The organism is Pseudonocardia sp. ICBG601, assembly GCF_020496245.1.
In genome coordinates this window covers 1-21,420 of record NZ_JAHLJA010000050.1, presented here as the reverse complement: position 1 = coordinate 21,420, position 21,420 = coordinate 1, and the positions used below count along the sequence as shown (strand labels likewise).

The 21,420-nt window shown below is 72.0% G+C and carries 20 protein-coding genes and 2 pseudogenes; 12 read left to right on the top strand and 10 right to left on the bottom strand.

Features of this window, described 5'->3' with window-relative positions:
* Positions 1–4: 4 nt before the first annotated feature.
* A complete protein-coding gene (locus KPL57_RS17460; RefSeq protein WP_226352428.1) occupies positions 5–310 on the bottom strand; it encodes a hypothetical protein in 306 nt (101 codons plus the stop codon).
* Positions 311–455: 145 nt separating this feature from the next.
* Here KPL57_RS17460 and KPL57_RS17455 point away from each other — a divergent pair, with 145 nt between their 5' ends.
* Both KPL57_RS17455 and KPL57_RS17450 read left to right on the top strand, forming a co-directional pair.
* The gene (locus KPL57_RS17455) at positions 456–1,346 is read left to right on the top strand and encodes a LysR family transcriptional regulator (RefSeq protein WP_226352427.1); all 891 of its coding nucleotides are present in this window, start codon (positions 456–458) and stop codon (positions 1,344–1,346) included.
* A gap of 18 nt (positions 1,347–1,364) precedes the next feature.
* A complete protein-coding gene (locus KPL57_RS17450; protein WP_226352426.1) occupies positions 1,365–2,381 on the top strand; it encodes an alpha/beta hydrolase in 1,017 nt (338 codons plus the stop codon).
* Between the two features lie 248 nt (positions 2,382–2,629).
* On the opposite strand, the gene KPL57_RS17445 is transcribed toward KPL57_RS17450, so the two are convergent.
* Positions 2,630–3,316, bottom strand: a complete 687-nt coding sequence (locus KPL57_RS17445; RefSeq protein ID WP_226352425.1) for a TetR/AcrR family transcriptional regulator — start codon at positions 3,314–3,316, stop codon at positions 2,630–2,632.
* Positions 3,317–3,609: 293 nt separating this feature from the next.
* On the opposite strand from KPL57_RS17445, the gene KPL57_RS17440 reads away from it, so the two are divergent.
* The 3 genes from KPL57_RS17440 to KPL57_RS17430 all read left to right on the top strand — a co-directional run bounded on the left by KPL57_RS17440 (position 3,610) and on the right by KPL57_RS17430 (position 6,030).
* Positions 3,610–4,509 (top strand): SDR family NAD(P)-dependent oxidoreductase, encoded by a 900-nt coding sequence (locus tag KPL57_RS17440; protein WP_226352424.1) that lies wholly within the window; start codon positions 3,610–3,612, stop codon positions 4,507–4,509.
* Positions 4,506–5,483, top strand: a complete 978-nt coding sequence (locus KPL57_RS17435) for a zinc-binding dehydrogenase (protein ID WP_226352423.1) — start codon at positions 4,506–4,508, stop codon at positions 5,481–5,483. The genes KPL57_RS17440 and KPL57_RS17435 overlap by 4 nt, the downstream gene beginning before the upstream one ends.
* 88 nt (positions 5,484–5,571) lie before the next feature.
* The gene (locus KPL57_RS17430; RefSeq protein ID WP_226352422.1) at positions 5,572–6,030 is read left to right on the top strand and encodes an SRPBCC family protein; all 459 of its coding nucleotides are present in this window, start codon (positions 5,572–5,574) and stop codon (positions 6,028–6,030) included.
* A 60-nt stretch (positions 6,031–6,090) separates the two neighbouring features.
* On the opposite strand, the gene KPL57_RS17425 is transcribed toward KPL57_RS17430, so the two are convergent.
* The 4 genes and pseudogenes from KPL57_RS17425 to KPL57_RS17410 all read right to left on the bottom strand — a co-directional run bounded on the left by KPL57_RS17425 (position 6,091) and on the right by KPL57_RS17410 (position 10,909).
* The gene (locus tag KPL57_RS17425) at positions 6,091–6,624 is read right to left on the bottom strand and encodes a hypothetical protein (RefSeq protein WP_226352421.1); all 534 of its coding nucleotides are present in this window, start codon (positions 6,622–6,624) and stop codon (positions 6,091–6,093) included.
* Between the two features lie 101 nt (positions 6,625–6,725).
* Positions 6,726–9,343: pseudogene (locus tag KPL57_RS17420) on the bottom strand (DUF2309 domain-containing protein).
* 103 nt (positions 9,344–9,446) lie between these two features.
* Entirely contained in the window at positions 9,447–9,767 is a 321-nt protein-coding gene (locus KPL57_RS17415; RefSeq protein WP_226352420.1) for a hypothetical protein, read from the bottom strand.
* Positions 9,764–10,909, bottom strand: coding sequence for a proton-conducting transporter membrane subunit (locus tag KPL57_RS17410; protein WP_226352419.1), 1,146 nt, complete (start codon positions 10,907–10,909; stop codon positions 9,764–9,766). Before KPL57_RS17410 ends, KPL57_RS17415 begins: the two co-directional genes overlap by 4 nt.
* Positions 10,910–11,254: 345 nt before the next feature.
* Here KPL57_RS17410 and KPL57_RS17405 point away from each other — a divergent pair, with 345 nt between their 5' ends.
* The 5 genes and pseudogenes from KPL57_RS17405 to KPL57_RS69815 all read left to right on the top strand — a co-directional run bounded on the left by KPL57_RS17405 (position 11,255) and on the right by KPL57_RS69815 (position 14,405).
* Positions 11,255–11,554, top strand: a complete 300-nt coding sequence (locus tag KPL57_RS17405) for a winged helix-turn-helix domain-containing protein (RefSeq protein ID WP_226352418.1) — start codon at positions 11,255–11,257, stop codon at positions 11,552–11,554.
* 179 nt (positions 11,555–11,733) lie between these two features.
* On the top strand, positions 11,734–12,420 hold the full coding sequence (locus KPL57_RS17400; RefSeq protein WP_226352417.1) for a TetR/AcrR family transcriptional regulator: 687 nt from the start codon (positions 11,734–11,736) through the stop codon (positions 12,418–12,420).
* 141 nt (positions 12,421–12,561) lie between these two features.
* Positions 12,562–13,659 carry an NAD(P)-dependent alcohol dehydrogenase gene (locus KPL57_RS17395; RefSeq protein WP_226352416.1) on the top strand — a complete coding sequence of 366 codons (1,098 nt, stop codon included), beginning with the start codon at positions 12,562–12,564 and terminating at the stop codon, positions 13,657–13,659.
* A 4-nt stretch (positions 13,660–13,663) separates the two neighbouring features.
* Positions 13,664–14,095, top strand: a pseudogene (locus KPL57_RS69820) (aldehyde dehydrogenase family protein); the annotation flags it as partial.
* Positions 14,096–14,165: 70 nt separating this feature from the next.
* Positions 14,166–14,405, top strand: coding sequence for an aldehyde dehydrogenase family protein (locus KPL57_RS69815; protein ID WP_308187886.1), 240 nt, complete (start codon positions 14,166–14,168; stop codon positions 14,403–14,405).
* 48 nt (positions 14,406–14,453) lie between these two features.
* Here KPL57_RS69815 and KPL57_RS17385 read toward each other — a convergent pair whose 3' ends face one another.
* Positions 14,454–16,097 carry a fatty acid--CoA ligase gene (locus KPL57_RS17385; RefSeq protein ID WP_226352415.1) on the bottom strand — a complete coding sequence of 548 codons (1,644 nt, stop codon included), beginning with the start codon at positions 16,095–16,097 and terminating at the stop codon, positions 14,454–14,456.
* A gap of 165 nt (positions 16,098–16,262) precedes the next feature.
* On the opposite strand from KPL57_RS17385, the gene KPL57_RS17380 reads away from it, so the two are divergent.
* Together KPL57_RS17380 and KPL57_RS17375 are read left to right on the top strand one after the other, a co-directional pair.
* Positions 16,263–17,486: a cytochrome P450 gene (locus KPL57_RS17380; protein WP_226352414.1), complete on the top strand. Its 1,224-nt coding sequence runs from the start codon at positions 16,263–16,265 to the stop codon at positions 17,484–17,486.
* A 149-nt stretch (positions 17,487–17,635) separates the two neighbouring features.
* Complete coding sequence (locus KPL57_RS17375) at positions 17,636–19,177, top strand: long-chain-fatty-acid--CoA ligase (protein ID WP_226352413.1); 1,542 nt, start codon at positions 17,636–17,638, stop codon at positions 19,175–19,177.
* A 96-nt stretch (positions 19,178–19,273) separates the two neighbouring features.
* On the opposite strand, the gene KPL57_RS17370 is transcribed toward KPL57_RS17375, so the two are convergent.
* From KPL57_RS17370 to KPL57_RS17360, 3 genes are all read right to left on the bottom strand, one after another.
* On the bottom strand, positions 19,274–19,876 hold the full coding sequence (locus KPL57_RS17370; protein WP_226352459.1) for a response regulator transcription factor: 603 nt from the start codon (positions 19,874–19,876) through the stop codon (positions 19,274–19,276).
* Between the two features lie 11 nt (positions 19,877–19,887).
* The gene (locus KPL57_RS69810; protein WP_226352412.1) at positions 19,888–21,003 is read right to left on the bottom strand and encodes a histidine kinase; all 1,116 of its coding nucleotides are present in this window, start codon (positions 21,001–21,003) and stop codon (positions 19,888–19,890) included.
* Positions 21,004–21,146: 143 nt separating this feature from the next.
* Entirely contained in the window at positions 21,147–21,293 is a 147-nt protein-coding gene (locus tag KPL57_RS17360; protein ID WP_226352411.1) for a hypothetical protein, read from the bottom strand.
* Between the last annotated feature and the right edge of the window lie 127 nt (positions 21,294–21,420).

The following is a 21,420-nucleotide window of genomic DNA, read 5'->3' as shown; positions in this document are numbered from 1 at the left end:
CCGATTAGTGCCCCAGATCCCGATCAAGCAGCCAGCTGACCAGCACCGACGGCTCACGACCCCTGACTACCTGTGCAACTCGGGTCGGATGGCGGGCTCCGAGACGGGAGAACACGACCAGCAGCGGGATGGTGATCACTCCGGCCAGGGCCCAGCCGAGCAACGCGTCGTTGCCTGCTCCGTCGAGCGCCACCCCTGGCAGTGCCAGCGCACCACCGCCGATCACGGTGGTCACCGCGAGCGCCAGGGCGGGACCCAGTGTCAGGTGACGCCTGAGCGGGGACGCCTCATCGGCGACCTCGTCGACCACCTCGGGGGACCGTGCATCCGCCCCTTCCATCAGCCGTTCTCGGTCATCTGGTGACGGAGCGGGTGTGCCATGCATCCATCTGTACCGGCACGCAATCACGAAGAAAATCAAAACCTTCCAGCCCCTGGGCGTTAGGGTTTCTTACGTGAACCTGGAGCGGCTCCGTGCGCTGCACGCCGTGGCGACCCACGGCTCGATCTCCACCGCGGCGCAGGCGTTGTGCATCACGTCCTCCGCCGCCTCCCAGCAACTGTCCAAACTGGAACGCGAGATGGGCAACCGCCTGCTCGAACGCGACGGACGCGGGGTGCGGCTGACCGACGCCGGCCGGCTGCTCGCACGCCACGCAGAGGAGATCCTGGCGTCGGTCGAACGCGCACGCGCGGAGGTCGAGCGGCACCGTGGAACGGTGCACGGGGCTCTCACGATCGCTGCGTTCGCCACTGCGGTACGTGGGCTGATCCCGGACGCGGTGGCCCAGCTCAGCGCCCGGTATCCCGCCCTGAACGTCCGAGTCGTCGAGTACGACCCCGATCGAGCACTGCCCGAGCTCCTGCGGGGCGCGGTCGATCTCGTCGTCAACCAGTACTGGCCCTCGAAACCCTTCGTCCTCCCGGACGGACTCTCCGGAAGGACCGTCCTGGTCGACACCGTCGACCTGGCGGTGCCCTCCGACCATCGCCTCGCAGGTCGGGGCTCCGTCACCGTGGACGACCTCCACGACGAGCGTTGGATCAGCTGGCCGCAAGGATCGAGCTGCCACCACTGGCTGCGCGGAGTCCTGCGCAGTCACGGGATCGACCCCCTCATCGCCCACGAGGCCGCCGAGCACCCCACTCAGCTCGCCCTCGTCGCAGCCGGCCTGGGGGTCGGCGTCGTACCCCGACTCGGCCGCGGTGAGGTTCCTGCATCGGTGCGGTTCCTGCCGTTCCGGCCGGCGGTCGAGCGACACGTCCAGGCCGTCTGGCGGACGGGCGGCGATCAGCGCCCAGCCGTTCACGCCGCACTCACGGCGTTGTCCGCCGCCCCGGGCTGACCACGTCCTCGTCTGATCTTGCACGGCGTTCCCGAGCTGGCTACGTTCTTGATCACTGGCCAGGGAGGCTGTCGACCGGTCGAGGGGAACACCGTGACTGAGCCGTTCGGCGCCACGTTCGCAACGTCGGACGAGTGGTTCGACTCCGGTGGCACACGGTGCGCGGCCCGCGTCTACCGGCCGACCGCCGCCGACCACGAACCGCCCGTCGTCGTCATGGCGCACGGATTCGGTTCACCACGCGCGCTGCGCCTCTACGCCTACGCCGAACGCTTCGCCGCCGCCGGATACGTCGTCGTGGTCTTCGACTACCGGGGCTTCGGCGAGAGCGGGGGCGAGCCACGCCAGCTCCTCGACATCGGCATGCAGCACGAGGACTGGCGCGCCGCTCTCCGCTTCGCCCGCTCTCTCGACGGAGTCGACCGCGACCGCGTCGTGGCATGGGGGACCTCGTTCGCCGGTGGCCACGTCATCACCATCGCCGGCCAGGGAGAACCGCTCGCTGCCGTGATCGCCCAGGTACCGCACGTCAGCGGCCCGGCAGCGGTGAGATCAGCAGAGCCCCGAGCCGCCCTCCGGGCAGCGGCGGCGGGCGTCCGTGACGCGGTTGCCGCTCGACTGGGTCGTAACCCCGTCCTCGTCGACAGTGTCGGCCCTCCTGGCCACGCGGCGATGATGACATCCCCCGACGCCCGCCCCGGCATGCTCACGCTCCTGCGCGAGTCGGGGCTGACCGAGGACGACTACCCGGCCACCGTCGCAGCCCGCATCGCGCTGAAGATCGGCTTCTACTCGCCCCGGCGCTGGGCCGGGAGCATCGAGTGCCCGGTCCTGGTCCAGATCGTCGCGCAGGACGCGATCACCCCCCGACGAGTCGCCGAGAGCGCAGCGGCGAGGATCCCGAACTCGACCGTTCGCATCTACGACGGGGGCCATTTCGACCCCTACGTCGAACCCCTGTTCAGCACCGTCGTCGCAGACCAGGTGGAGTTCCTGCACCGCCACGTCCCCCCGGAGCCGAGCAACGACGCGTAGCCCCGTTTCCGATGCGGCATGCGTCCGCGCGCCGGTAGCCATACCCGAAGCACCCGGGGCTGCCGTTCGAGCCTGATGGCTGCGCACGGAAGCCGACTCCGGGCCGCCGAGATGCGGCATCCCCGGGATCCTCCGACCGCTGCGAGGACCGCCCAGCTGGCGAAAGGCGTGCTCGTACCCCTCCCCCATCACACCTGACGCCGGAGTGCTGGGTGACGAGGACCGCATCGCAGTCCGGTGCGACGTTCTCAACTGCCTTGCCGGCTGTGTGCGGCGTCGAGCGTCGGGGTCGATGGCTGAGGGGCCGGTATGGGCAGCAGCCGGTGCAGCAACGACTGTTCCAGTTCGATCAGGATGTCCTCGCTGCTGGTGTGGTGACCTGGCAGGGTGTGCCAGAGGACCAGTTGGCCGTGCGAGGCGGTCCAGAGATGGATGCCGATGGTCTCCGCCTCCGATCGCCGGCCGGGCGCGATCGCCGCGAGATAGGTGTCCACGGCGTGGGTCCACGCCTGGAGCACGGTGCCGAGAGGGGTGTCGGCGGAGGACTGACGCTCGGGTTCGTATTCCAGGCTGAACATCAGCCGGTACCGACGGGGCTTGTCGATGGCGAATCTGCGGTAGGCGGCGGCGATGGCGCCTATCCGCTCCCACGGGGCGGCGCCGGCCGCGGCGGCCGCTTCCCCCGCCTCGCCCATCGCTGCAGCCAGCGCCCAGTAGGCGGCGGCGAGCACGGTGGCGACCAGTTCGGTCTTGTCCTTGAAGTGCAGATAGACGCTGGGCGCGGAGATGCCGACCTCACGGGCCACTCCTCGCAGGGAGAGCGCGTCCTCGCGTCCCGTCTCCTCCAGGATGCGGGTCGCCGCGTCGAGGATCTCCTGCCGTAGCCGTTCCCCCTCGCCCCGCACATTGGGCACCCGTCTGACCTGTTGCTCCATGGCCACCTCCTCGCCGTGTGCACCGTATGTGCCCGCCCGGGCTCCTGCCGTACAGCCCGGCGCCGCAGCGCCGGGAGGATGTCCCTCCACATCTTTCGGTTAACAGTGTTAGTCTAACGAGCAGAACGACTAACACTGTTAGTCGACGGTGGAGAGGAACGGCCACGCCCTCGCCCCTCTCGAACCCCCCGTCCGTCCTGGGAGGAGCGGCGGCATGAGTGCCAAACACCGGTCCGGAGGGGTTCCACGCGGCCGGCACCGACGGGACCCCGCTACAAGAACAGGAGACACACATGACCGAGAAGGTCTGGTTCATCACCGGCTGCTCACGCGGCTTCGGCCGGCTGTGGGCAGAGGCCGCGCTGCAGCGGGGCGACAAGGTCGCCGCGACCGCGCGCGACGAGAGCAGGCTCGAGGCGCTGGCCGCGGCGTACCCCAGCTCCTTGCTGGTCCTGCCGCTGGACGTCACCCGGCGCGGCGCCGTGTTCGACGCCGTGGCCGCCGCCCACGACCACTTCGGACGGCTCGACGTGATCGTCAACAACGCCGGTCAGGGCCTCCGCGGTGCCCTCGAGGAGGTCCAGGAGGCCGATGTCCGGGAGCTGCTCGACACCAACCTGCTCGGGACGCTCTGGGTGACGCAGGCGGCGCTTCCCTTCCTGCGCGCGCAGGGAGGCGGCCACGTCCTGGCGGTGTCCAGCCAGGGCGGGCTGATGGGTGAGGCGACCCTCGGTCTGTACAACGCCTCCAAGTGGGCGCTGGAAGGGATGATGGAGGCCCTGTCGAAGGAAGTCGCCCACCTCGGCATCAAGGTCACCATCATCGAACCCGGGCCCTATGCCACCGAGTTCTCGTCCCCCACCTCCCTCAAGGCGTCACCCGAGAACCCCGCCTACGACGAGGCCCGCCAGGCCCTGTACGCGGACTTCGACCCCGCGGCCGTCGGCGACCCCGCCGCCACGCCGCCGGCCGTACTGGCAGCGGTCGACGCCGCCGAGCCCCCGCTCCGGCTGATTCTGGGCAAGTCGGCCCTGCCCAAGGTCCGCAGCCACTACGCCGCGCGCCTGTCCACCTGGGACGCATGGGCCCCGTCTCCGAGCGCGCCCACGGCCACCCGTAGTCGACCGACACGGCATTCGCCGCAGGGCGTTGCCGCCGGCCGTCCCAACCCCCAGAGAGGCCCTGAAGAGTGAAGGCAGCTGTCTACCGCCGCAACGGCGGCCCCGAAGTGCTCAGTTGCGAGGACGTGCCGGACCCCGTCCCCGGCACCGACGAGGTTCTGGTCAGGACGGAGGCCATCAGCATCGAGGGCGGCGACCTGATGTGTCGTCTCCTCGTCCCCCCTCCGACGGGCGGGTTCGTCCTCGGTTACAGCAGTGCCGGCGAGGTCGTGGCGGTGGGCTCCGCGGTCACGGGCTTGGAGGTCGGCCAGAAGGTCTGCGCTTTCGGGCAGGCCCATGGACTGCCGGCCGGTTCCCATGCCGAACTGCGCGTCGTACGCCCCGAGCACTGCTGGGTGCTGCCGGACGGTGTCGATCCGAAGGCGGCGGCCGTGGTGCCGGTCACCTTCTCGACCGCCTACGAAGCGCTGTTCGAGCGCGGCCGTCTCACGAGCGGCGACACCGTGCTGGTGCAGGGGGCGGCCAGCGGGGTCGGGCTGGCAGCGATGCAGCTCGCCAAGACGGCGGGGGCCCGCGTGATCGGGAGCGCGTCGACCCCGGCGCGGTTCGAGGAGCTGCGTCGTTACGGCCTCGACGAGGGAATCGACTACCGAGGCGAGAACGTCCGTGACCGTGTTCTGGCCCTGACCGGCGGTCGCGGTGTCGACCTGGCCGTCGACTGTGTGGGGGGATCGCTGCTCCAGCAGCTGATCGAGGCCACCCGTCACGGCGGGCACATCGTCCCGCTGGGCACGGCTTCCCGCGAAGAGAGCACGGTCGACGTCGTGAACCTGATCCGCAGCAACACGACGCTCCACGGAGTAGGGCTCGCCTCCCTTCTCCATGAGCCCCGGGTCCACGCGTACATGGCGGACCTCGTCCGCCGCATCGCGAACGGCGAGCTGGAAGCCGTGATCGACCGCGTCTTCCCCTTGACCGATGCTGCGGCCGCGCACCGCTACGCCGAGCAGCGCGGCCGGATCGGCCGGGTCGTGATGGTGCCCTGACGTTCCCCGGGGAGCACCAGCCACACCGACCCGGGCCGGTGACGGCCCGCACCGCAGCAGACGACCAGACGAGAGAAGGAGGAACACCATGACCTTGCTCATGGAGGTTCGTTACGAAGAAGCCGGCGTGAGCTCGGTGACGGTCGATGTCGTCATCGATGCCAGCGCGGAGTTCGCGTGGGATGCCGTGCGCGATGTCTATGCAGTGGACACCCGGCTCCTCCCGGGATTCGCTCTGCACGTGGAAAGGGAACCGGACAGCAGGACGGTGACGTTCGCCGATGACATGAAGATCACCGAGCGCATCGTCGAGGTCGACGATGGCGCACGAAGGCTCACCTACCGAGCTACCGAGGGCGGGCCGCTGACACACCACCTGGGGTCGCAGACCGTGCGGGAGGACGAGGAGGGAGTCCATCTCGTCTGGACGACCGAGTTCGCGCCCGCGTCGGTCGTCGACTACGCCACCAGCACCATGCGTACCACCGTGGCACTCATGAAGAAGACGATCGAAACGGCGTTCGCCGATCGGCGAGACCCCTCCTGACCACCTCCTGGCCGGCCGCCGGCCCGATGACTGCTCGTCGTGGCAGCGCATCACACTGGATCATCGGGCACTGATGCCCTGCTCCGGGTCGTCGACGTACCAGTGCGACGCGATCAGGTACGGATAGCGGCTGCCGAGTTCGGTGAGATGGGCGTCGATGGACTCCGGGGAGTCGGTCCGCGCGAAGACCGGGAAGAACTCTCCCGGCGTGCTGCGCACGGCTGCGGCCGGCTGCACCAGGAGATCGAGGATCCGGCACCGTCGCTGATGGGGGTCGTGCGCATCGCGCAGGGCGGGGCCGGCCAGCCAGCACATCGACCACAGCCCCGACACCGCGGAGGACGTGCGGATTCCCACCGGCACCACGGACGGATCCCCTGCCGAGGAGCCCTCGACGGTGTCGGTCCCGCAGTGGTCGCCGGGGCACAGCGCCGGCAGGTCGGCGTCGAGCTCGCGGCGGACCCAGATGCCGAGCAGGGCGTCGTTGCGGGCCGGGTCACCACGGTAGCGCCGCTGGTGGACCCAGTACTCACTCGCCTGCTCGACGGCGGTCTCCGCATGGTCCACGCTCGGGATCAGGAGAAGCGCGGTCATCGGACCCTCTCTTCCTTCATGTCGTTCTGCCACGCGAGCCCCGGGGCCGGGCCGCGCCGGGCATCGCGGACGGCGCGGCCCGAGGGAGCCCGGCGCGGCGGCTACGGGTGGGGCGTCGCGGCCGGGGCGTCGGTACCGGGATGCCAGGGCTGCCACCCGGTGGGGGTGTAGCGGTGCCACGGCCCGTCGGGACGCTCCTGTGCCGCGAGGGCGACCCAGTCGTTGCCGAACATGTGGCGCAGCACCGTGTGGCGGGCGATGAGGGTGTCCAGCCTGGACAACGGCGCCTGCACGAGGGCGAGCAGACGTTGTGGTTCGTGCCGGACGTGGTGTCCGTCGGTGAGGGACTGCCAGGGCAAGCCGGCGCGGAGGTCGCTGGTGGGACCGGACATCACCCCCAGGCCACCGCCGACGACGTTGTGCAGGGCCTTGCTGCCCGCGCCGAAGGCGTCCTGGTCGACGGCGGCGAAGTAGTACTGGCTGTTGATCCAGCGCGCGACGACCAGCGGCGCGGTGAGGATGGTCTCCAGGACGGTGCCGGTCGGGTCGAGGTCGGCGTCGTAGTCGTGGAGGAACACCCGGCTCCGCAGATCGACGCCGCGGGTGCGGGCCCGGGGCGCGATCAGGAAGGCGGCGTTGTCGGCGAGCCCCCACTCCGGGAAGACCTGGGCCCAGTCCCGGGCCCTGGCACGGGTGTGGCGTGCCGCGCGCCGGGGCTGGGCGCGCACCGGGGCTCCCGGCAGGACGGCACACCGTTCCGCGGCCAGCCGGGCACCGGCCGTGCGGAGGTCGGCGGTGAGCGCGTCGACGTCGGGGCGGTGGGTGTCGGGCAGGAGGTGGGTGTCGAGCAGGCGGACGGTGTCGGTGGTGGTGTCGTGCTCGGCCGCGACGAACCAGGTGTCACCGGGGACGGAGATGCCGTGGTCGGCCAGGTGCAGGCGGACCTGCGGATCGTTCAGCAGGGCCGCGGCGGTGCGGGCGTTGGGGCCTCCGGGGTGGCCGCCGCAGGCGCCGCAGTCCAGTGCCGCCTGGTACGGGTTGTTGTCGGTGTGCGCACCGTGCCCACAGAGCACCACCAGCCGCGCGAAGCCGCCGGTCAGGCCCATCAACGTCAGCATCGTCTCGGCGGTCGCGGCCCGTTCGGCGACGGTGAGGTCGTCGGCGACCGAGATCTCGGTCTGCGGGGCGGGAGCGATGCGGCGGGCCCACCACGAGCGGGCGGCACCGGCGGCACCGGGGGCGAAGGTCTTGGCCGCGGCCAGTGGCCCGGCCAGCCACCCGGCTGCTTCGGCGAGCACGAACGGTGCCACCAGGTCGTCCTTGGCGGCGTGCAGGGAGTTCTCGGCCGCGGCGAGGACCCGCCGCTCGGCCAGCGACCGCTCGGCCGCCCGCTGCCGGCCGGGAGAGGGAAGCTCGGTGACGGTGTGCCGGGGAGCGATCGGGCCGGGGCACTGGGCCCGCGCGGTGCCCCGGCGAGGTCGCGGTACCGCATGGCGACGGCGAAGAACCCGGCGAAGCCCAGGGTCCGGTAGTTCCCGAGGGTCTCCAGGTGCCGGCGCAGCCCTTCGGAACGAGGGTCGATGCAGCACACCACCTGCGCCTGCGGCCGGGCGTCGGGCTGCTCGGGCAGGGGGCGGTCGAGGAGGCGCAGCAGCCGGCTGCGGTAGTGCTCCTCGTAGGCGTCCAGCCAGACGAGTGCCCGCTGGTGCACCGGCAGCTCGTCGAGGAGCTCCGCCAGCGCGGTGCGCTGGGCGGCGTCGGTGTTCGTGATCTCCAGCGCCGACAGCAGGTGCTGGGCCCGGCCGAGCGGATCGACGGTGGCCTGCCCGACCTCGGACCGGTCGGTGCGGGCCAGGGCCCAGGCGGTGCCGTGGGAATGGGTGCCGGCGAGCACCGCGGCTTCGGCGCTCAACCGCAGCGCGAGGTAGTCGACGAGGTCGATGCTCTCGTCCGCCTGCTCGCCGCGCCACCGGACGTGGGCGGCGAAGCCGGGGAGACGGGTCAGGTGGGCCTGCAGGTAGTGGGTCCTGCGGTCGTCCGGGACACCGAGCGCGGCCAGTGCCTCCAGGATCGCGTCCTCGGCGCGCTCGGGCAGGTGCCGCAGCCGCTCCCGCACCGGCCGGGGCAGGGTCGTGTCGTGGGCGGCCAGTGCTCGCCACGCGGGGTAGAAGCCGAGGTCCCGGCCCGGCATCCGCCAGGTGGCCTGGCCCTCGTCCAGGAAGGCCGAGCACCACTGGATCGTGTGGGTGTCGAGCAGACCGGCGAGGTCGGGGGCCAGTGCCTCTGCGGCGGTGCGTGCCCGACGGTGCGGCGCGGGGCAGGCGATGCCCCGCTGCAGGTCGGCCAGCAGCAGGTCGACCGGGTCGTGGACACGGTCTCCGAGGGTGAGCGGGCTCCGCCGCAGCACCGCGGGGTGGCGGCGGGTCAGCGCAGCGCGCAGGTCGTCGTCGGTGATCCGGCCGCGCTGCCACGCGGCCCGCAGCCAGGTCTCGTCCGGGGTGGCTCGCGCGCCCAGCAGATCCCCGGCGTGGGCGGCCGCCTCGCTGAACGGACGGTCCAGCAGGCCGAACAACGGGTTGACGGCGATGAAGTCGGCCAATGGCCAGGTCGAGGCCAGGAACGCGGCCGCGTCGGCGATCTCGGCACGCACTGCTTCCGCCCGCGTGACGACGTCGGGCACCGCATCGAGGTCCAGGTCGGTGGCGGGGCTGGTGGTCATGGCTGCGAACCCTTCTGAGCGAGCACGACGGGACCGTCGGCGATCTGTGCGGGCGTGGGGAACCGGAGGCGCCGTCTGCGCCCGGCGGCCGGTGAACGGCGGGTCATGCCCGCGCCCCTTCCGGTCGAGGCGCCGGTCGTGGGACCGGTACCGGCCGCGGCAGGTGCGTCGGGGCGGTGGTCGGCGTGCGCTGCTGGCCCGCGGACAGTGCCGCCACGTACAGGCGGTCGCGCCAGGCGCCGAGACCGATCGCGGGCGCCAGGTGGAACAGCAGCGCCGCCGTCACCAGCACGGCGAGCACGGCCACCAGGGCCCAGGCCGACACCGCGGCGGGCTCCATCGCGGGCAGGCTCGGCGCGAGGATCACGGTGACCACGTCCACCACGGCCAGGTATGCCACGGCAGCACCCGGCACCACGATCATGGCCGTGACCAGAGCACGGGGGTCGGGTGACGACGCAGCCAGCCCCACGCCAGCCGCGCGGCGGTGACCGCGGCGAAGACCAGCAACGCCGCGCTGCCGGCATGCAGCGGGAGCAACCAGGCCGCGACCCCCACCGCCGCGACGGCGACGGCCCCGGCGACCACTGCGACCTGCACCGTCCGCGCACGAGTCAGCCGAGGCGCGGGTGGAGCCAGGGTGTGGGTCACATGGCGCTGCACCGCGGTCCCCGAGCCGAGGAACAGTGCCGCCTTGAACAGCCCGTGGGCCACCAGATGCACCACCGTCGCGGCGTAGAGGCCGAGCCCGCAGGTGACGAGCATGAACCCCATCTGGCCGATCGTGGAGTGCACCAGCGCACCCTTGATGTCGGGGCGGGCGAGCATGATCGTGGTGGCGGCCACGACGCTGACGGCTCCGAAGGCGAACGCCAGGTGCGTCGCGACCGGCGACGCGCCGACGATCGGCGACAGCTTCACCAGCAGCACCCCGCCGGCGTTGACCACACCGGCGTGCAGCATCGCCGACACCGGGGTCGGCGCCGCCAGGGTCGCGGGCAGCCAGCGGTGCCAGGGCATCTGCGCGCACCGCACGGCCGCGGCGATCACCAGCGAACAGGCCACCACCGTGCCCACCACGCCGCCGACGGCGGCATCGTCCTGGTGGCGCAGGTCGAGATCCCCCCACGACGCGACCGCGAGACCGACCCCGACCCACAGCACGACGTCCCCCACGAGGAACGCGCGTGCGGTGCGGCGGGTGGCCTCGACGGCCGAGGGCGCCGGGCGGTACATGCCCACCAGCCGGCACAGGATCACCCCGCTCAGCGTCCACGCCACCGCGAGGGTGACCAGGGTCGCCGCGGTCACCATCGCCGCGGTCGCGGCGGTCAGCGCCCCAGCCGCGACGGCGAAGCGGGCCGCAGCCGGGTCACCGTGCAGGTAGCGGCGGGCGAAGGCCTGGACCACGGCGCTGACCGTGCACACCAGCAACAGCACGACCGCGCCGACGTGGTCGACGACCAGCCCGGCCCGTGCCTGCCCCTCGGGGTCGGCCAGCACCATGTCGACCGGCCCGCCGACCATCACCGTCACGGCCAGCACTCCCGCCAATGCGGTGGCCACCAGCGCCGCTGCGGCGCCCGGGCACGGGTGCCCGACCCCGCAGCCACCGGAACGACCCGGCCACGGCCGCGACGGCGGGTACGGCCACGACGGCGAGCAGCATCATCCCCGTCATCCCCGCGCACCTTCCCGATCCGTGCGCGCCGTCTCGGCGTCAGCCACCCGACCGGACGCCCCCGGCACGGTCCCGCACAGGTGCGCCATCTCGTCGTCGCCCATGACACCCACCTCCCAAGCACGCTGTCGTTTACACGTGTTCTAATACGCGACATGGTTAGTACGACACAAATGACGCGTATTGGGAAGCGTGACAAGCGTTACCTCGGGGTCGGTACAGTGGACGCCATGCAGGGGTGGACGTTTCTGACAAACCACGCCCACGTACTGCTGTGCGTAGTGCGGGATCCGGAGGCGCGACTGCGCGACGTGGCCGACATGGTGGGCATCACCGAGCGGGCGGCGCAGCGCATCGTGGCCGACCTGGTCGAGGCGGGTTACCTGGAGCGCACGCGCCAGGGACGGGGCAACCGGTACCGACTGCACCCGGACGTGCCGCTGCGGCACCCGCTGGACCGCGACACCGCCATCGGGCAACTCGTCACCCTGCTCACCGGCATCGACGCCCGGTCCGGCGACGTCGCGTGACGCCCGCCGTGCGCCCCTGCACGGGCGCACGGAGCGCACCGACCACGCGGCACGACGAGCAGCGAGCCCGCGACGTCGGGACACGTCGGCGAACCCGACCCGACCGCTCGTACGGTTAAGCTCGAGAGACCCGAGCGCGCCCTGCGCGCGGCGACACACGACGGCGGGAGACGCGACACATGCCTCGAGGCGCAGGCCGCTACGCGGAGATCCTCGACGCCTTCACGCGGCACATCGCGGAGGTCGGGTACGACGGCACGAACTTCGGCACCGTGGCCGCCGAGATCGGGGTGTCGAAGGGCACGATCGTGCACCACTTCCGCACCAAGGAACGCATTCTCGCCGCCCTGCACGAGTCCTACATGGAGCGCAGGACCGCCGAGCTCGAGCTCATCCTGAAGCGCCTGAACCAGCCGGAGACCCAACTCGCGGCGATCCTGCACGCCTTCGTCTACTACCAGGTGGAGGACCGGACAGCGACGGTCGCATTCCAGCGGGAGATCGCCCGTCTCGCGGACGAGCCGGCGATGGCGAAGGGCCGGGAGCTGCGAGAGCGCTACCTCGCCCGGGTGCGCGGGGTGATCCAGGCGGGCGTCGACTCCCAGGTGTTCCGCCCGGTGGACGCCGGAGTCGACGCCCTGCTGATGTTCGGGTCCGCACAGTGGGCCTGGACCTGGTTCACCCCGGAGGGCAGCAAGTCGGTGGAGGAGATCGGGACGGCCCTGGTGGACCTGGTGCTCGGGGGCCTGCTCGTCGACCGCAGCGCCCTGTCCGACCTGGCCTCCGCCGAGGGAACGGCCGCGCGATCCATGCGCGAGGCGGTCCGGGACGCGGTCGCGCCGGAGGATTCCGCACAGGCCTCCTGAGGCCCGCCCACAGCTCCCCGGCCCGGCTCGGCGAACAGGTCGAACTCGATGCTGCGCCCGTCGCCCTGACCGGCTCGACCCCGACCGGGACATCACCGAGGCTAGAGTTGACCGTACGCACGGTCAACAAAGGAGCGCGTGATGCAGATCGAGGCCGCAGTGCTGCGCAGCCCCGCCCGCCCCTATGCGGTCGAACAGGTGGATCTGCCCGACCCCGGCCCCGGCCAGGTGCTGGTCGCCATCGCCGGAACCGGGTTCTGCCACACCGACGTCCTGCCCCGCGTCCCGGGCTTCATGGCCCCGCCACCGCTGATCGGTGGTCACGAGGGTGCAGGCGTGGTGACGGCGGCCGGGCCGGGAGCCCCGGTCGCCGTCGGGACCCCGGTCGTGCTCTCGTTCGACTCGTGCGGGCACTGCGAGCAGTGCCTGTCGGGACACCCGGCCTACTGCGCTCAGTTCTTCCGGTTGAACCTCACCGGCCGCGGCGCCACGGGCGCGCCGACGGCGCGGGGCGGTGACGGCACGGCGATCTCCGCCCGCTGGTTCGGGCAGTCCTCGTTCGCCACCCACGCACTCGCCGGCCCGCGCAACGTCGTCCCGGTCGCCGCGGACCTGCCACTGGAGCTGCTCGGCCCGCTGGGATGCGGGATCCAGACCGGCGCGGGGTCCATCCTGCTCGCCCTCGGCGTGCAGGCGGGCTCCACGGTCGTGGTGTACGGGGTCGGCGCGGTCGGGCTGGCCGCGATCATGGCGGCCACGATCGCCGGAGCCACCACGATCGCCGCCGTCGACCTGCACGACGGCCGGCTGGAGACCGCACTCGAACTCGGCGCCACCCACGTCGTGCGCGGGGACTCGGACAGGTTGGTGAAGGAACTCGTCAGCATCACCCGCGGCGGGGCGCACTACGCCCTGGACACCACCGCCGTGCCGCAGGTGATCGCCGCCGGCATCGACGCGCTACGCCCGACGGGCACGATCGGGCTGGTCGGGGCCGGCGCGCGGGAGATCGTGCTGGCGCCGTCGGCGCTCTCGGCGGGCAAGAACGTGATGGGCATCCTCGAGGGCGACGCCGTGCCCCAGGTCTTCCTACCCCGGCTCATCGAGCTGTGGCAGCAGGGCCGCTTCCCGTTCGACCGGCTCGTCACCACCTATCCGCTGTCCGAGATCGAGCGCGCCGAGCACGACGCGGCCACCGGGGCCGCGATCAAGCCGGTGCTCGTGCCGGGGAAGGGCTGAGGACATGACACACCTGCGCGAGCACCTGTACATCGACGGCGAGTGGCGCCCCGGCTCGGGGCCCGCCATCACCGTGGTCGACCCGGCCACCGAGGAGGACTTCGGCCGGGCCGCGGCGGGCGGCAGACCGGACGTGGACGCCGCCGTCGCCGCCGCCCGGTCCGCCCTCGTGGCGCCCGCCTGGGCGGGCGCGACGCCTGCCGACCGGGCCGCGCTGATGCTGCGCTTCGCGGACGCCCTCGCCGAGCGGGGCGACGCGACGGCGAGCGTGGTCACCGGCGAGAACGGCATGCCGATCACCCTGGCCCGAGCGGCAGAAGGCCAGGGGCCCGCGGCCACCCTGCGCTACTACGCCGAGCTGTGCCGCACCACCCCGGTGGAGGAGCGGCGCACGGCGGTGAGCGGGCGCAGGGTCACCGTGGTGCGCCGGGAGCCGATCGGGGTCGTCGCGGCGATCGTCCCGTGGAACTTCCCGCAGTCCCTGACCATGTTCAAGCGACGACGCGGTGCGGCTGGCCAACGACTCCGACTACGGGCTCGGCGGCACGGTCTGGACCACCGACGAGGAGCGTGGCCTCGACGTGGCACGCCGCGTCGAGACCGGCTCGGTGGGTGTGAACGTCTTCGACCTCGACATCGGGTCCCCGTTCGGCGGGGTGAAGGCCAGCGGGCTGGGGCGCGAGCTCGGCCCGGAGGGTCTCGCCGCCTACGTGTCCTACAAGTCGATCTACACACGAGGCCGCTGACGGTGCGGCCCGGGTCCCGCTCCGGGGCCCGGGCCGCACGGGCCGGCCTCAGGAGCGGCTCGTCGCCGCACCCAGATCGACGACCTCGAACCGCCCGGCACCGTGCTCGGCCCGCACGGTCTTCTTGTCCAGTTTGCCCACGCTGGTCCTCGGGATCTCGTCGACGAAGGCCCAGCGCTCGGGCAGCCACCAGCGCGCCACCTTGCCGACCAGGAACTCCCGCAGTGCGGCCGGATCGGCCGTGGCGCCCTCGCGCAGCCGCACGCAGACGAGCGGGCGCTCCTCCCAGCGCGGATCCGGCACCCCGATCACGACGACCTCGGCCACGGCGGGATGTGCCGACAGCAGGTTCTCCAGCTCGACGCTGGAGATCCACTCACCGCCGCTCTTGATCCCGTCCTTGAGGCGGTCCTTCAGCTCGACCCAGCCCGACGGGTGGATCACGCCGAGGTCGCCCGTCCGCAGCCAGCCGTCGCGGAACGAGTCGGCCACGGCGGCGGGGGCGGCGCGGAAGTAGCCGCCGGCGATGGTGGCCCCGCGCAGCTCGATCTCTCCCGCGCTCACTCCGTCCCAGGACAGCTCCTGGCCCTGCTCGTCGACGACGCGCGCCTGCACGCCGGGGACCAGCCGCCCGGTGCGGGCCCGGTAGGCCACGTCCGCACCCTCCGGCGTCCCGGCGGGCGGGCGCGAGAAGGTGAGCAGCGGGCTGGTCTCGGTCATCCCCCAGCCCTGGGTGAGCCGCAGCTCATGGTGGCCGGCGAAGCTCTCCACCAGGGCCGCCGAGAGGGGCGAGCCGCCCACCACGCCCAGACGCAGGCTGGAGAAGTCCGTGCCGTGCTCGACCCCGAAGGCGTCCAGCGCGCTCCACAGCGTCGGCACCGCCGCGGCCGCTGTGGGCCGGTGCTCGACGATGATCCGGGCGAGGTGCTCGGCCTGCAGGTGGCGGTCGGTCATGATCAGGTCGGCACCCGCGATCCACGCGGCGTAGGGCCAGCCCCAGGCGTTGGCGTGGAACATCGGGACGATGGGCAGCACGCGGTCGGCGTCGGAGAACCCGAACGCGCTGCCGGTGGAGATCCCGAGGGTGTGCAGGTGGATGGAGCGGTGGCTGTAGGCCACGCCCTTCGGGTCCCCGGTGGTACCGGTGGTGTAGCAGAGCACGGCCGCGCTGCGCTCGGGCAGCTGCGGCCAGTCGGACACCGGTTCCGCCTCGGCCAGCAGCGCGTCGAGGTCGTGCACCGTGACGCCGGGCAGCTCGGCCTCGGGCTCGCCCACGACGATCACGTCGGACACGCTCGGGCAGGACGGCAGGATGCGGGCGAGCTGCGGGGTCAGATCGGCATCGACCACCACCACCCGGTCACCGGCGTGACCGACGATGTAGATCAGCTGCTCGTCCGACAGGCGCAGGTTCAGGGTGTGGAGCACCGCGCCCATCGCCGGCACCGCGAAGTACGCCGCGAGGTGTGCCGGGGTGTTCCAGCACAGGGTCCCGACCACGTCGTCGCGTCGCACTCCCAGCCCGGCCAAGGCCCCCGCCAGCCGGGCCGCACGCTCGGCGACCTCGGCGAAGGACGTACTCGTGCTGGGGCCGCCCCGGTAGTGCACCACCTGCGCCTGACCGTGGACCCGAGCACCGTGACGCAGCAGGTCCGCCACCAGCAGCTCGGTCTCCTGCATCGTGCTGTCCATGCGCTCCACTCCTTCGTGGGCGCGAGCCTCGGCGCCCGATCTCAGAATCTGACCGTACATCCGGTCAGCTACAGCTTGCCTTCCGATCGCCGATGCCGCACGATGTTGTGACCGTACGGACGGTCAAGTTCTGGGGAGTGCCTCGTGACGTCAACGAAGACAGCGGTGCCGACCGCGGATGTCGACCTCGGCCATCCCGACACCTACGCCGCCGGGCTGCCCTACCCGGAGTTCGCCCGGCTCCGGCGCGAGGCCCCGGTCGCGTGGGTCGAGGAGCCCGCCTACGAGGGCTTCGACGGCGGTCCCGGCTTCTGGGCGGTGACCCGACATGCCGACGTCGTCGAGGTCTCCCGGCACCCGGAGATCTACTCCTCGCACGCCGGCGCCACGTTCCTGCGCGATCAGCGGCCGCGCGATCTCGCTGCACTGCAGCAGATGATGCTCAACATCGATCCGCCGAACCACTCGAAGCTGCGCAAGATCGTCAGCAAGGTCTTCACCCCGAGAATGGTCAACGGGATGTTCGAGTCCGTGGACCGCTACGCCGCGCAGATCGTCGACGGACTGGAGCCCGACACCGAGATCGACCTCGTCGAGCAGGTGTCGTCGGAGTTGCCGCTGTTCGTCCTGGCCGAGCTGCTGGGCGTGCCGGCCGAGGATCGTCACCTGCTCCACAGCTGGACCAACCGGATGGTCGGCCTGGACGACCCGACCTACGGCGGGCGGCCGGCCTTCCTCGCCGCGTTCATGGAGATGTTCGCCTACGCCGAGAGGCAGACGGAGATCCGGCGAGCGCACCCGGGCGACGACGTGTGGAGCCTGATCGTCAACGCCGAGGTCGACGGCGAGCGGCTCACCCTCGACGAGCTGCAGCGCTTCTTCCAGCTCCTGATGATCGCCGGCAACGAGACCACCCGGAACCTGCTCACCGGGGCCGTCCTCACCCTCGACGCGCACCCCGACCAGGGGGCCCGGCTACGCGCGGAGCCCGACCTGCTCAAGCCGGCGATCGAGGAGATCCTGCGCTTCCACCCGCCGGTGATCCAGTTCCGGCGCACGGCGGTGGCCGATGCTCGGCTCGGTGGGCAGGAGATCACGGCCGGGGACAAGGTCGTGATCTTCTACGCCTCCGCCAACCGGGACGAGGCCGTCTTCCCGAACCCCGAGCGCTTCGACATCGACCGCAACCCCACCCAGCACCTGGCCTTCGGGGTGGGCGCCCACTTCTGCCTGGGCAGCAGCCTCGCGCGGATGGAGGCGCGGGTGCTGCTCGGGCGTCTGTTCGCCCGCTTCCCGGAGCTGCGCGTGGCCGGTGAGCCCGCCCGGTTCCGCTCCCACTTCATCAACGGCTACCGCGAGCTGCCCGTGACGCTCGGGCCGGCCGCCTGACCGGCGGCGAGCCCCGATCCGGGCAGGCGACGAGCGTGCCGGTGCCCGCCTTCCGCCGCCGACCCGGCTCCCGGCGTCGTGTGGCACTGCCCCACCGCTAGATCGACCGAACGTACGGTCCGTCCGATTGACCTCACCGAGGAGGCCCCATGACCGCGGAGCTGCCGCACATCTACGGCATCGTCGAGCGCTGGCTCGCCAAGGCCCCGGACACGGAGGCACTCGCCTTCGGTGACCGCTCCTGGACGTGGTCGGAGCTCGACGAGCGTGTCCGCCGGGCGGCGGGCGCGCTGCGCTCGGCCGGGGTCGCCCCCGGAGACCGGATCGCCGTGGTCGACAAGAACCACCCGGCCTGCCTCGAGCTGACCCTGGCGGCGTCCCTGATCGGTGCCGCGAACGCGGTCGTCAACTTCCGGCTCGCACCCGAGGAGCTGGCCTACGTGGTGGACGACTCGCGTGCGGTGCTCGCCGTCGTCGGCGCCGAGTTCGCCGACACGGTGGCCGCCCTGCGCGACACGCTGCCGAGGCTGGGCACGGTCGTGGTGCTCGGCGGCGAGTCCGACGAGTACGAGCAGTGGCTCGCCGCGGCCACACCACTCGCCGACGCCGACCGCCATCCCGCGACCGACGACGACTGCTTCCTGCAGCTCTACACCTCGGGGACGACCGGCTGGCCGAAGGGCGCCCTGCTCACCCAGCGCAGCATGACCGCCCACACCGTGGCCGTCGGTCGTGCCTACGACATGGACGAGTCCACGGTGAACATCGTCGCCATGCCGCTGTTCCACGTCGGCGGCACCAGCTGGGCGCTCGGCAGCATGTACACGGGCAGCCGCACGATCGTCGTACGCGAGATGATCCCCGACGCCATCCTCGACCTCGTCGAACGGCGCCGCGCGACCCACGCCTTCTTCGTCCCGGCGGTGGTCGGGATGCTCCTCGCCGAACCGGACCGGGCACGGACCGCCCTGGCCTCGCTGAGGGTCCTCGGTTACGGCGGGTCGCCGATGCCGGCGTCCCTCATGCAGAAGACCCTCGCCACGCTCGACACTCCCCTGTACTCGGTCTACGGGATGACCGAGCTGTCCGGGGTGTTCTGCGTGCTCGGGCCGGATGAGCACCGCGACCCCGAGCGCACCCACCTGCTCGCCTCCGCCGGCAGGCCGCTGCCGGGCAGCGTCGTCCGGGTGGTCGACCCGGCGACGGGCGAGGACCTCGACGACGGACAGGTCGGAGAGTTCTGGGTCCGGTCGGACCAGGCGATGGCCGGCTACTGGAACAAGCCCGACGCCACCGCGGACACCTTCGTCGACGGCTGGCTGCGGACCGGCGATGCCGGGCGGGTCGACGAGAGCGGGTACCTGTTCCTGGAGGACCGCGTCAAGGACATGATCATCTCCGGCGGGGAGAACGTGTACCCCGCCGAGGTCGAGCGGGTGCTGGCCACACACCCGCAGGTGGCCGAGGTCGCCGTGATCGGCGCACCGCACGAGAAGTGGGGTGAGACGGTGAAGGCCGTGGTGGTGGCGCAGCCGGGGAGCACCCCGGATCCCGCCGAGCTCATCGCCTACTGCCGCGACAGGCTGGCGCACTACAAGTGCCCCACCATCGTCGAGCTGATCGACGCACTCCCCCGCAACCCCACCGGCAAGATCCTCAAGCGTGAGCTCCGCGAGCCGCGAGGGGCGTGATCGACGGTCGTAGGAGCACTCGCTGACCGAGCCGTCAGCGGCAGACCGTCTGTCTGCCCGGCGCGGCCCCGACAGCGGGGCCGAGGGCCTCGGCCGTCACAGCCAGCCGTGTTCATGGGCGTGGCGGGCGGCGTCGTGGCGGGTGTAGGTGCCGGTCTTCTGCATCGCGCTGGACAGATAGTTGCGCACGGTGCCCTGGGCGAGGTGGAGGCGGCGGGCGATGTGCGCGACGGAGTAGCCCTCGCGTGTCTCGGTCAGTGCCTCGATCTCGCGGTCGGTGAGGGGGCAGTCGTCGATGACGGAGGCCTCGAGGACCTCGTGGGCGATCCAGCGCCGTCCGGCGCGGAGCTCGTGGATCACCCGGACGATGTCCTCGGGGTCGGCGCTCTTGCTCATGAACCCCTGCACCCCGAGCTTGAGCGCGCGGCGCAGGACTCCCGGGCGGGCGTGGCGGGTGAGCATCAGGACGGGTTGGTCGGGGTGGTGCTCCCGGATGCGGGCGACGGCGTCGAGGCCGTTGGTACCGGGCATCTCGAGATCGATGACGAGAACGTCGGGACGGTGGTCCAGTGTCTCGCGCACCGCCTGCTCGCCGTCCTCCGCCTGCGCGACGACCGTGATCGTCCCGTCCAGGGGCAGCAGCGCCGCCATCGCGCTGCGCAGCAGCTTCTCGTCGTCGGCCAGAACGATGCGGGCGATCGCCGGGTCGGTCATCGGGACTCCGTCCCCGGGCCCGTGTCGCGGTGGTCACCGACGGCGGACCGGTCGAGGTGGGCGGCGACGGTGAACGTCGTCCGCGTGGTGCTCACGTGCAGGTCGCCGCCGGCGGCGACGAGGCGGTCCCGCAGACGGGCGAGCCCGCTCAGCTCGGGCTCGGGGTCCGCGTCCGCGGTGAGGCCGTCGTTGGTGATCTCGATCCGGGCGCTGGATGCGGTGATGCCGACGGTGCGCGGGTGGGCGTGGCGGAGCAGGTTGGTCGTGGCCTCGCGCAGCACCTGCGCCAGCAGCGGGTGGGCCCGGTCGGCGTCGGGGTCGTACCGGATCTCGACCGCGATGCCGGCGGCCTCGCCGAGGCGGCGGGTGTTCTCCAGCTCGGCGGGCAGGTTGAGCTGGTGGCGTGCGTGGGCGAGCTCGCGGGTGCTCGTGATGGCGTCGGCGGCGAGTCCGCGGATCTCGGCGAGCTCGGCCTCGGCCGCCGCGGTGTCACCGCTGCGGACGAGGGTCTGCGCGTACGCGGCCTTGAGCTTGATGACGTGCAGCGAGTGCCCGTGGATGTCGTGCAGGTCGCCTGCGAAGCGCATCCGCTCGTGGGCGATCGCCAGCTCGCGCTCGGTCTCCCGGGCCCGCGCCAGACGTCGTACGACGGTCCACCCGTACTCGCAGACCACGATGACACCGGCGACGAACAGCGTGCCGAGCAGGGGCAGGAGCACGTACTGGCCGACGAGGAGCACCGTGGGCGGCCGGGGAAGGAGCGCCGTAGCACCCGATGCCGCGACGACCACGGCGAGCGCCCCGACCCACAGCTTCCGGTGTCGCCGGCGGCCGGACGCCAGCAGTGACCCGATGAGGGCGAAGGGTACGAAGGTGATCGGGCTGGCGGCGGTCAGGGCGGCGACGAGCCAGTTCACACCCGTGAAGGCCAGGGTGAACACGGCGGTGCGTGTGTAGCCGTCGAGGCTCCACTCCCGGAGCACGCCGAGGGCCAGGACCAGCCCGACGGCGACGATGAGACCTTCCAACCGGGTGCTGGCCGTGAGCGCGACACCGACGACGCACAGCGGAGCGATCGCGGCGAGCGCGGTGAACATCGCGGCCCGCCGCACCCGGGCGGCCGCGGTACCCGCGTCCGTACGGCGCCGACCCCCCGGACGGTCGCGGCCGGGTCGACACCGTCGGGCCGGTCCCGGTCCCGGTCTCGGACTCGGCGGGCTCGTGTCGGTCATGGGGCTCCCCGTGCTGATGTCCGTCACGCCCGCGTCGGCTCCAGGCGGCGGCGCTTCAGGATGCGCCCGACCAGGAGCTTGCCCACCAGCCCCGCGACGAGCACGACCACCGCCACCCACCGGAGGGCGTCGTTGCGCAGGAAGAACCCGGTGATCGACTCCGGCAGCACGGTGAACAGCCCGGTGTCGTAGGCCAGTCCGAAGTAGGCGACGACGGACGGTCACGGAGGACGATGGGCCAGGCCGGTGAGGATCAGGTCCAGCAGCTTCATGGTCGTCAACGGTCCGGCACGCTCC

What these genes read in the sequence shown, in the direction of transcription:
- KPL57_RS17445 (WP_226352425.1), bottom strand. Translation starts at nt 3,316, where the DNA reads ATGGAGCAACAGGTCAGACGGGTGCCCAATGTGCGGGGCGAGGGGGAA.
- KPL57_RS17440 (WP_226352424.1), top strand. Translation starts at nt 3,610, where the DNA reads ATGACCGAGAAGGTCTGGTTCATCACCGGCTGCTCACGCGGCTTCGGC.
- KPL57_RS17430 (WP_226352422.1), top strand. Translation starts at nt 5,572, where the DNA reads ATGACCTTGCTCATGGAGGTTCGTTACGAAGAAGCCGGCGTGAGCTCG.
- KPL57_RS17425 (WP_226352421.1), bottom strand. Translation starts at nt 6,624, where the DNA reads ATGACCGCGCTTCTCCTGATCCCGAGCGTGGACCATGCGGAGACCGCC.
- KPL57_RS17415 (WP_226352420.1), bottom strand. Translation starts at nt 9,767, where the DNA reads ATGATCGTGGTGCCGGGTGCTGCCGTGGCATACCTGGCCGTGGTGGAC.
- KPL57_RS17405 (WP_226352418.1), top strand. Translation starts at nt 11,255, where the DNA reads ATGCAGGGGTGGACGTTTCTGACAAACCACGCCCACGTACTGCTGTGC.
- KPL57_RS17400 (WP_226352417.1), top strand. Translation starts at nt 11,734, where the DNA reads ATGCCTCGAGGCGCAGGCCGCTACGCGGAGATCCTCGACGCCTTCACG.
- KPL57_RS17395 (WP_226352416.1), top strand. Translation starts at nt 12,562, where the DNA reads ATGCAGATCGAGGCCGCAGTGCTGCGCAGCCCCGCCCGCCCCTATGCG.
- KPL57_RS17385 (WP_226352415.1), bottom strand. Translation starts at nt 16,097, where the DNA reads ATGGACAGCACGATGCAGGAGACCGAGCTGCTGGTGGCGGACCTGCTG.
- KPL57_RS17375 (WP_226352413.1), top strand. Translation starts at nt 17,636, where the DNA reads ATGACCGCGGAGCTGCCGCACATCTACGGCATCGTCGAGCGCTGGCTC.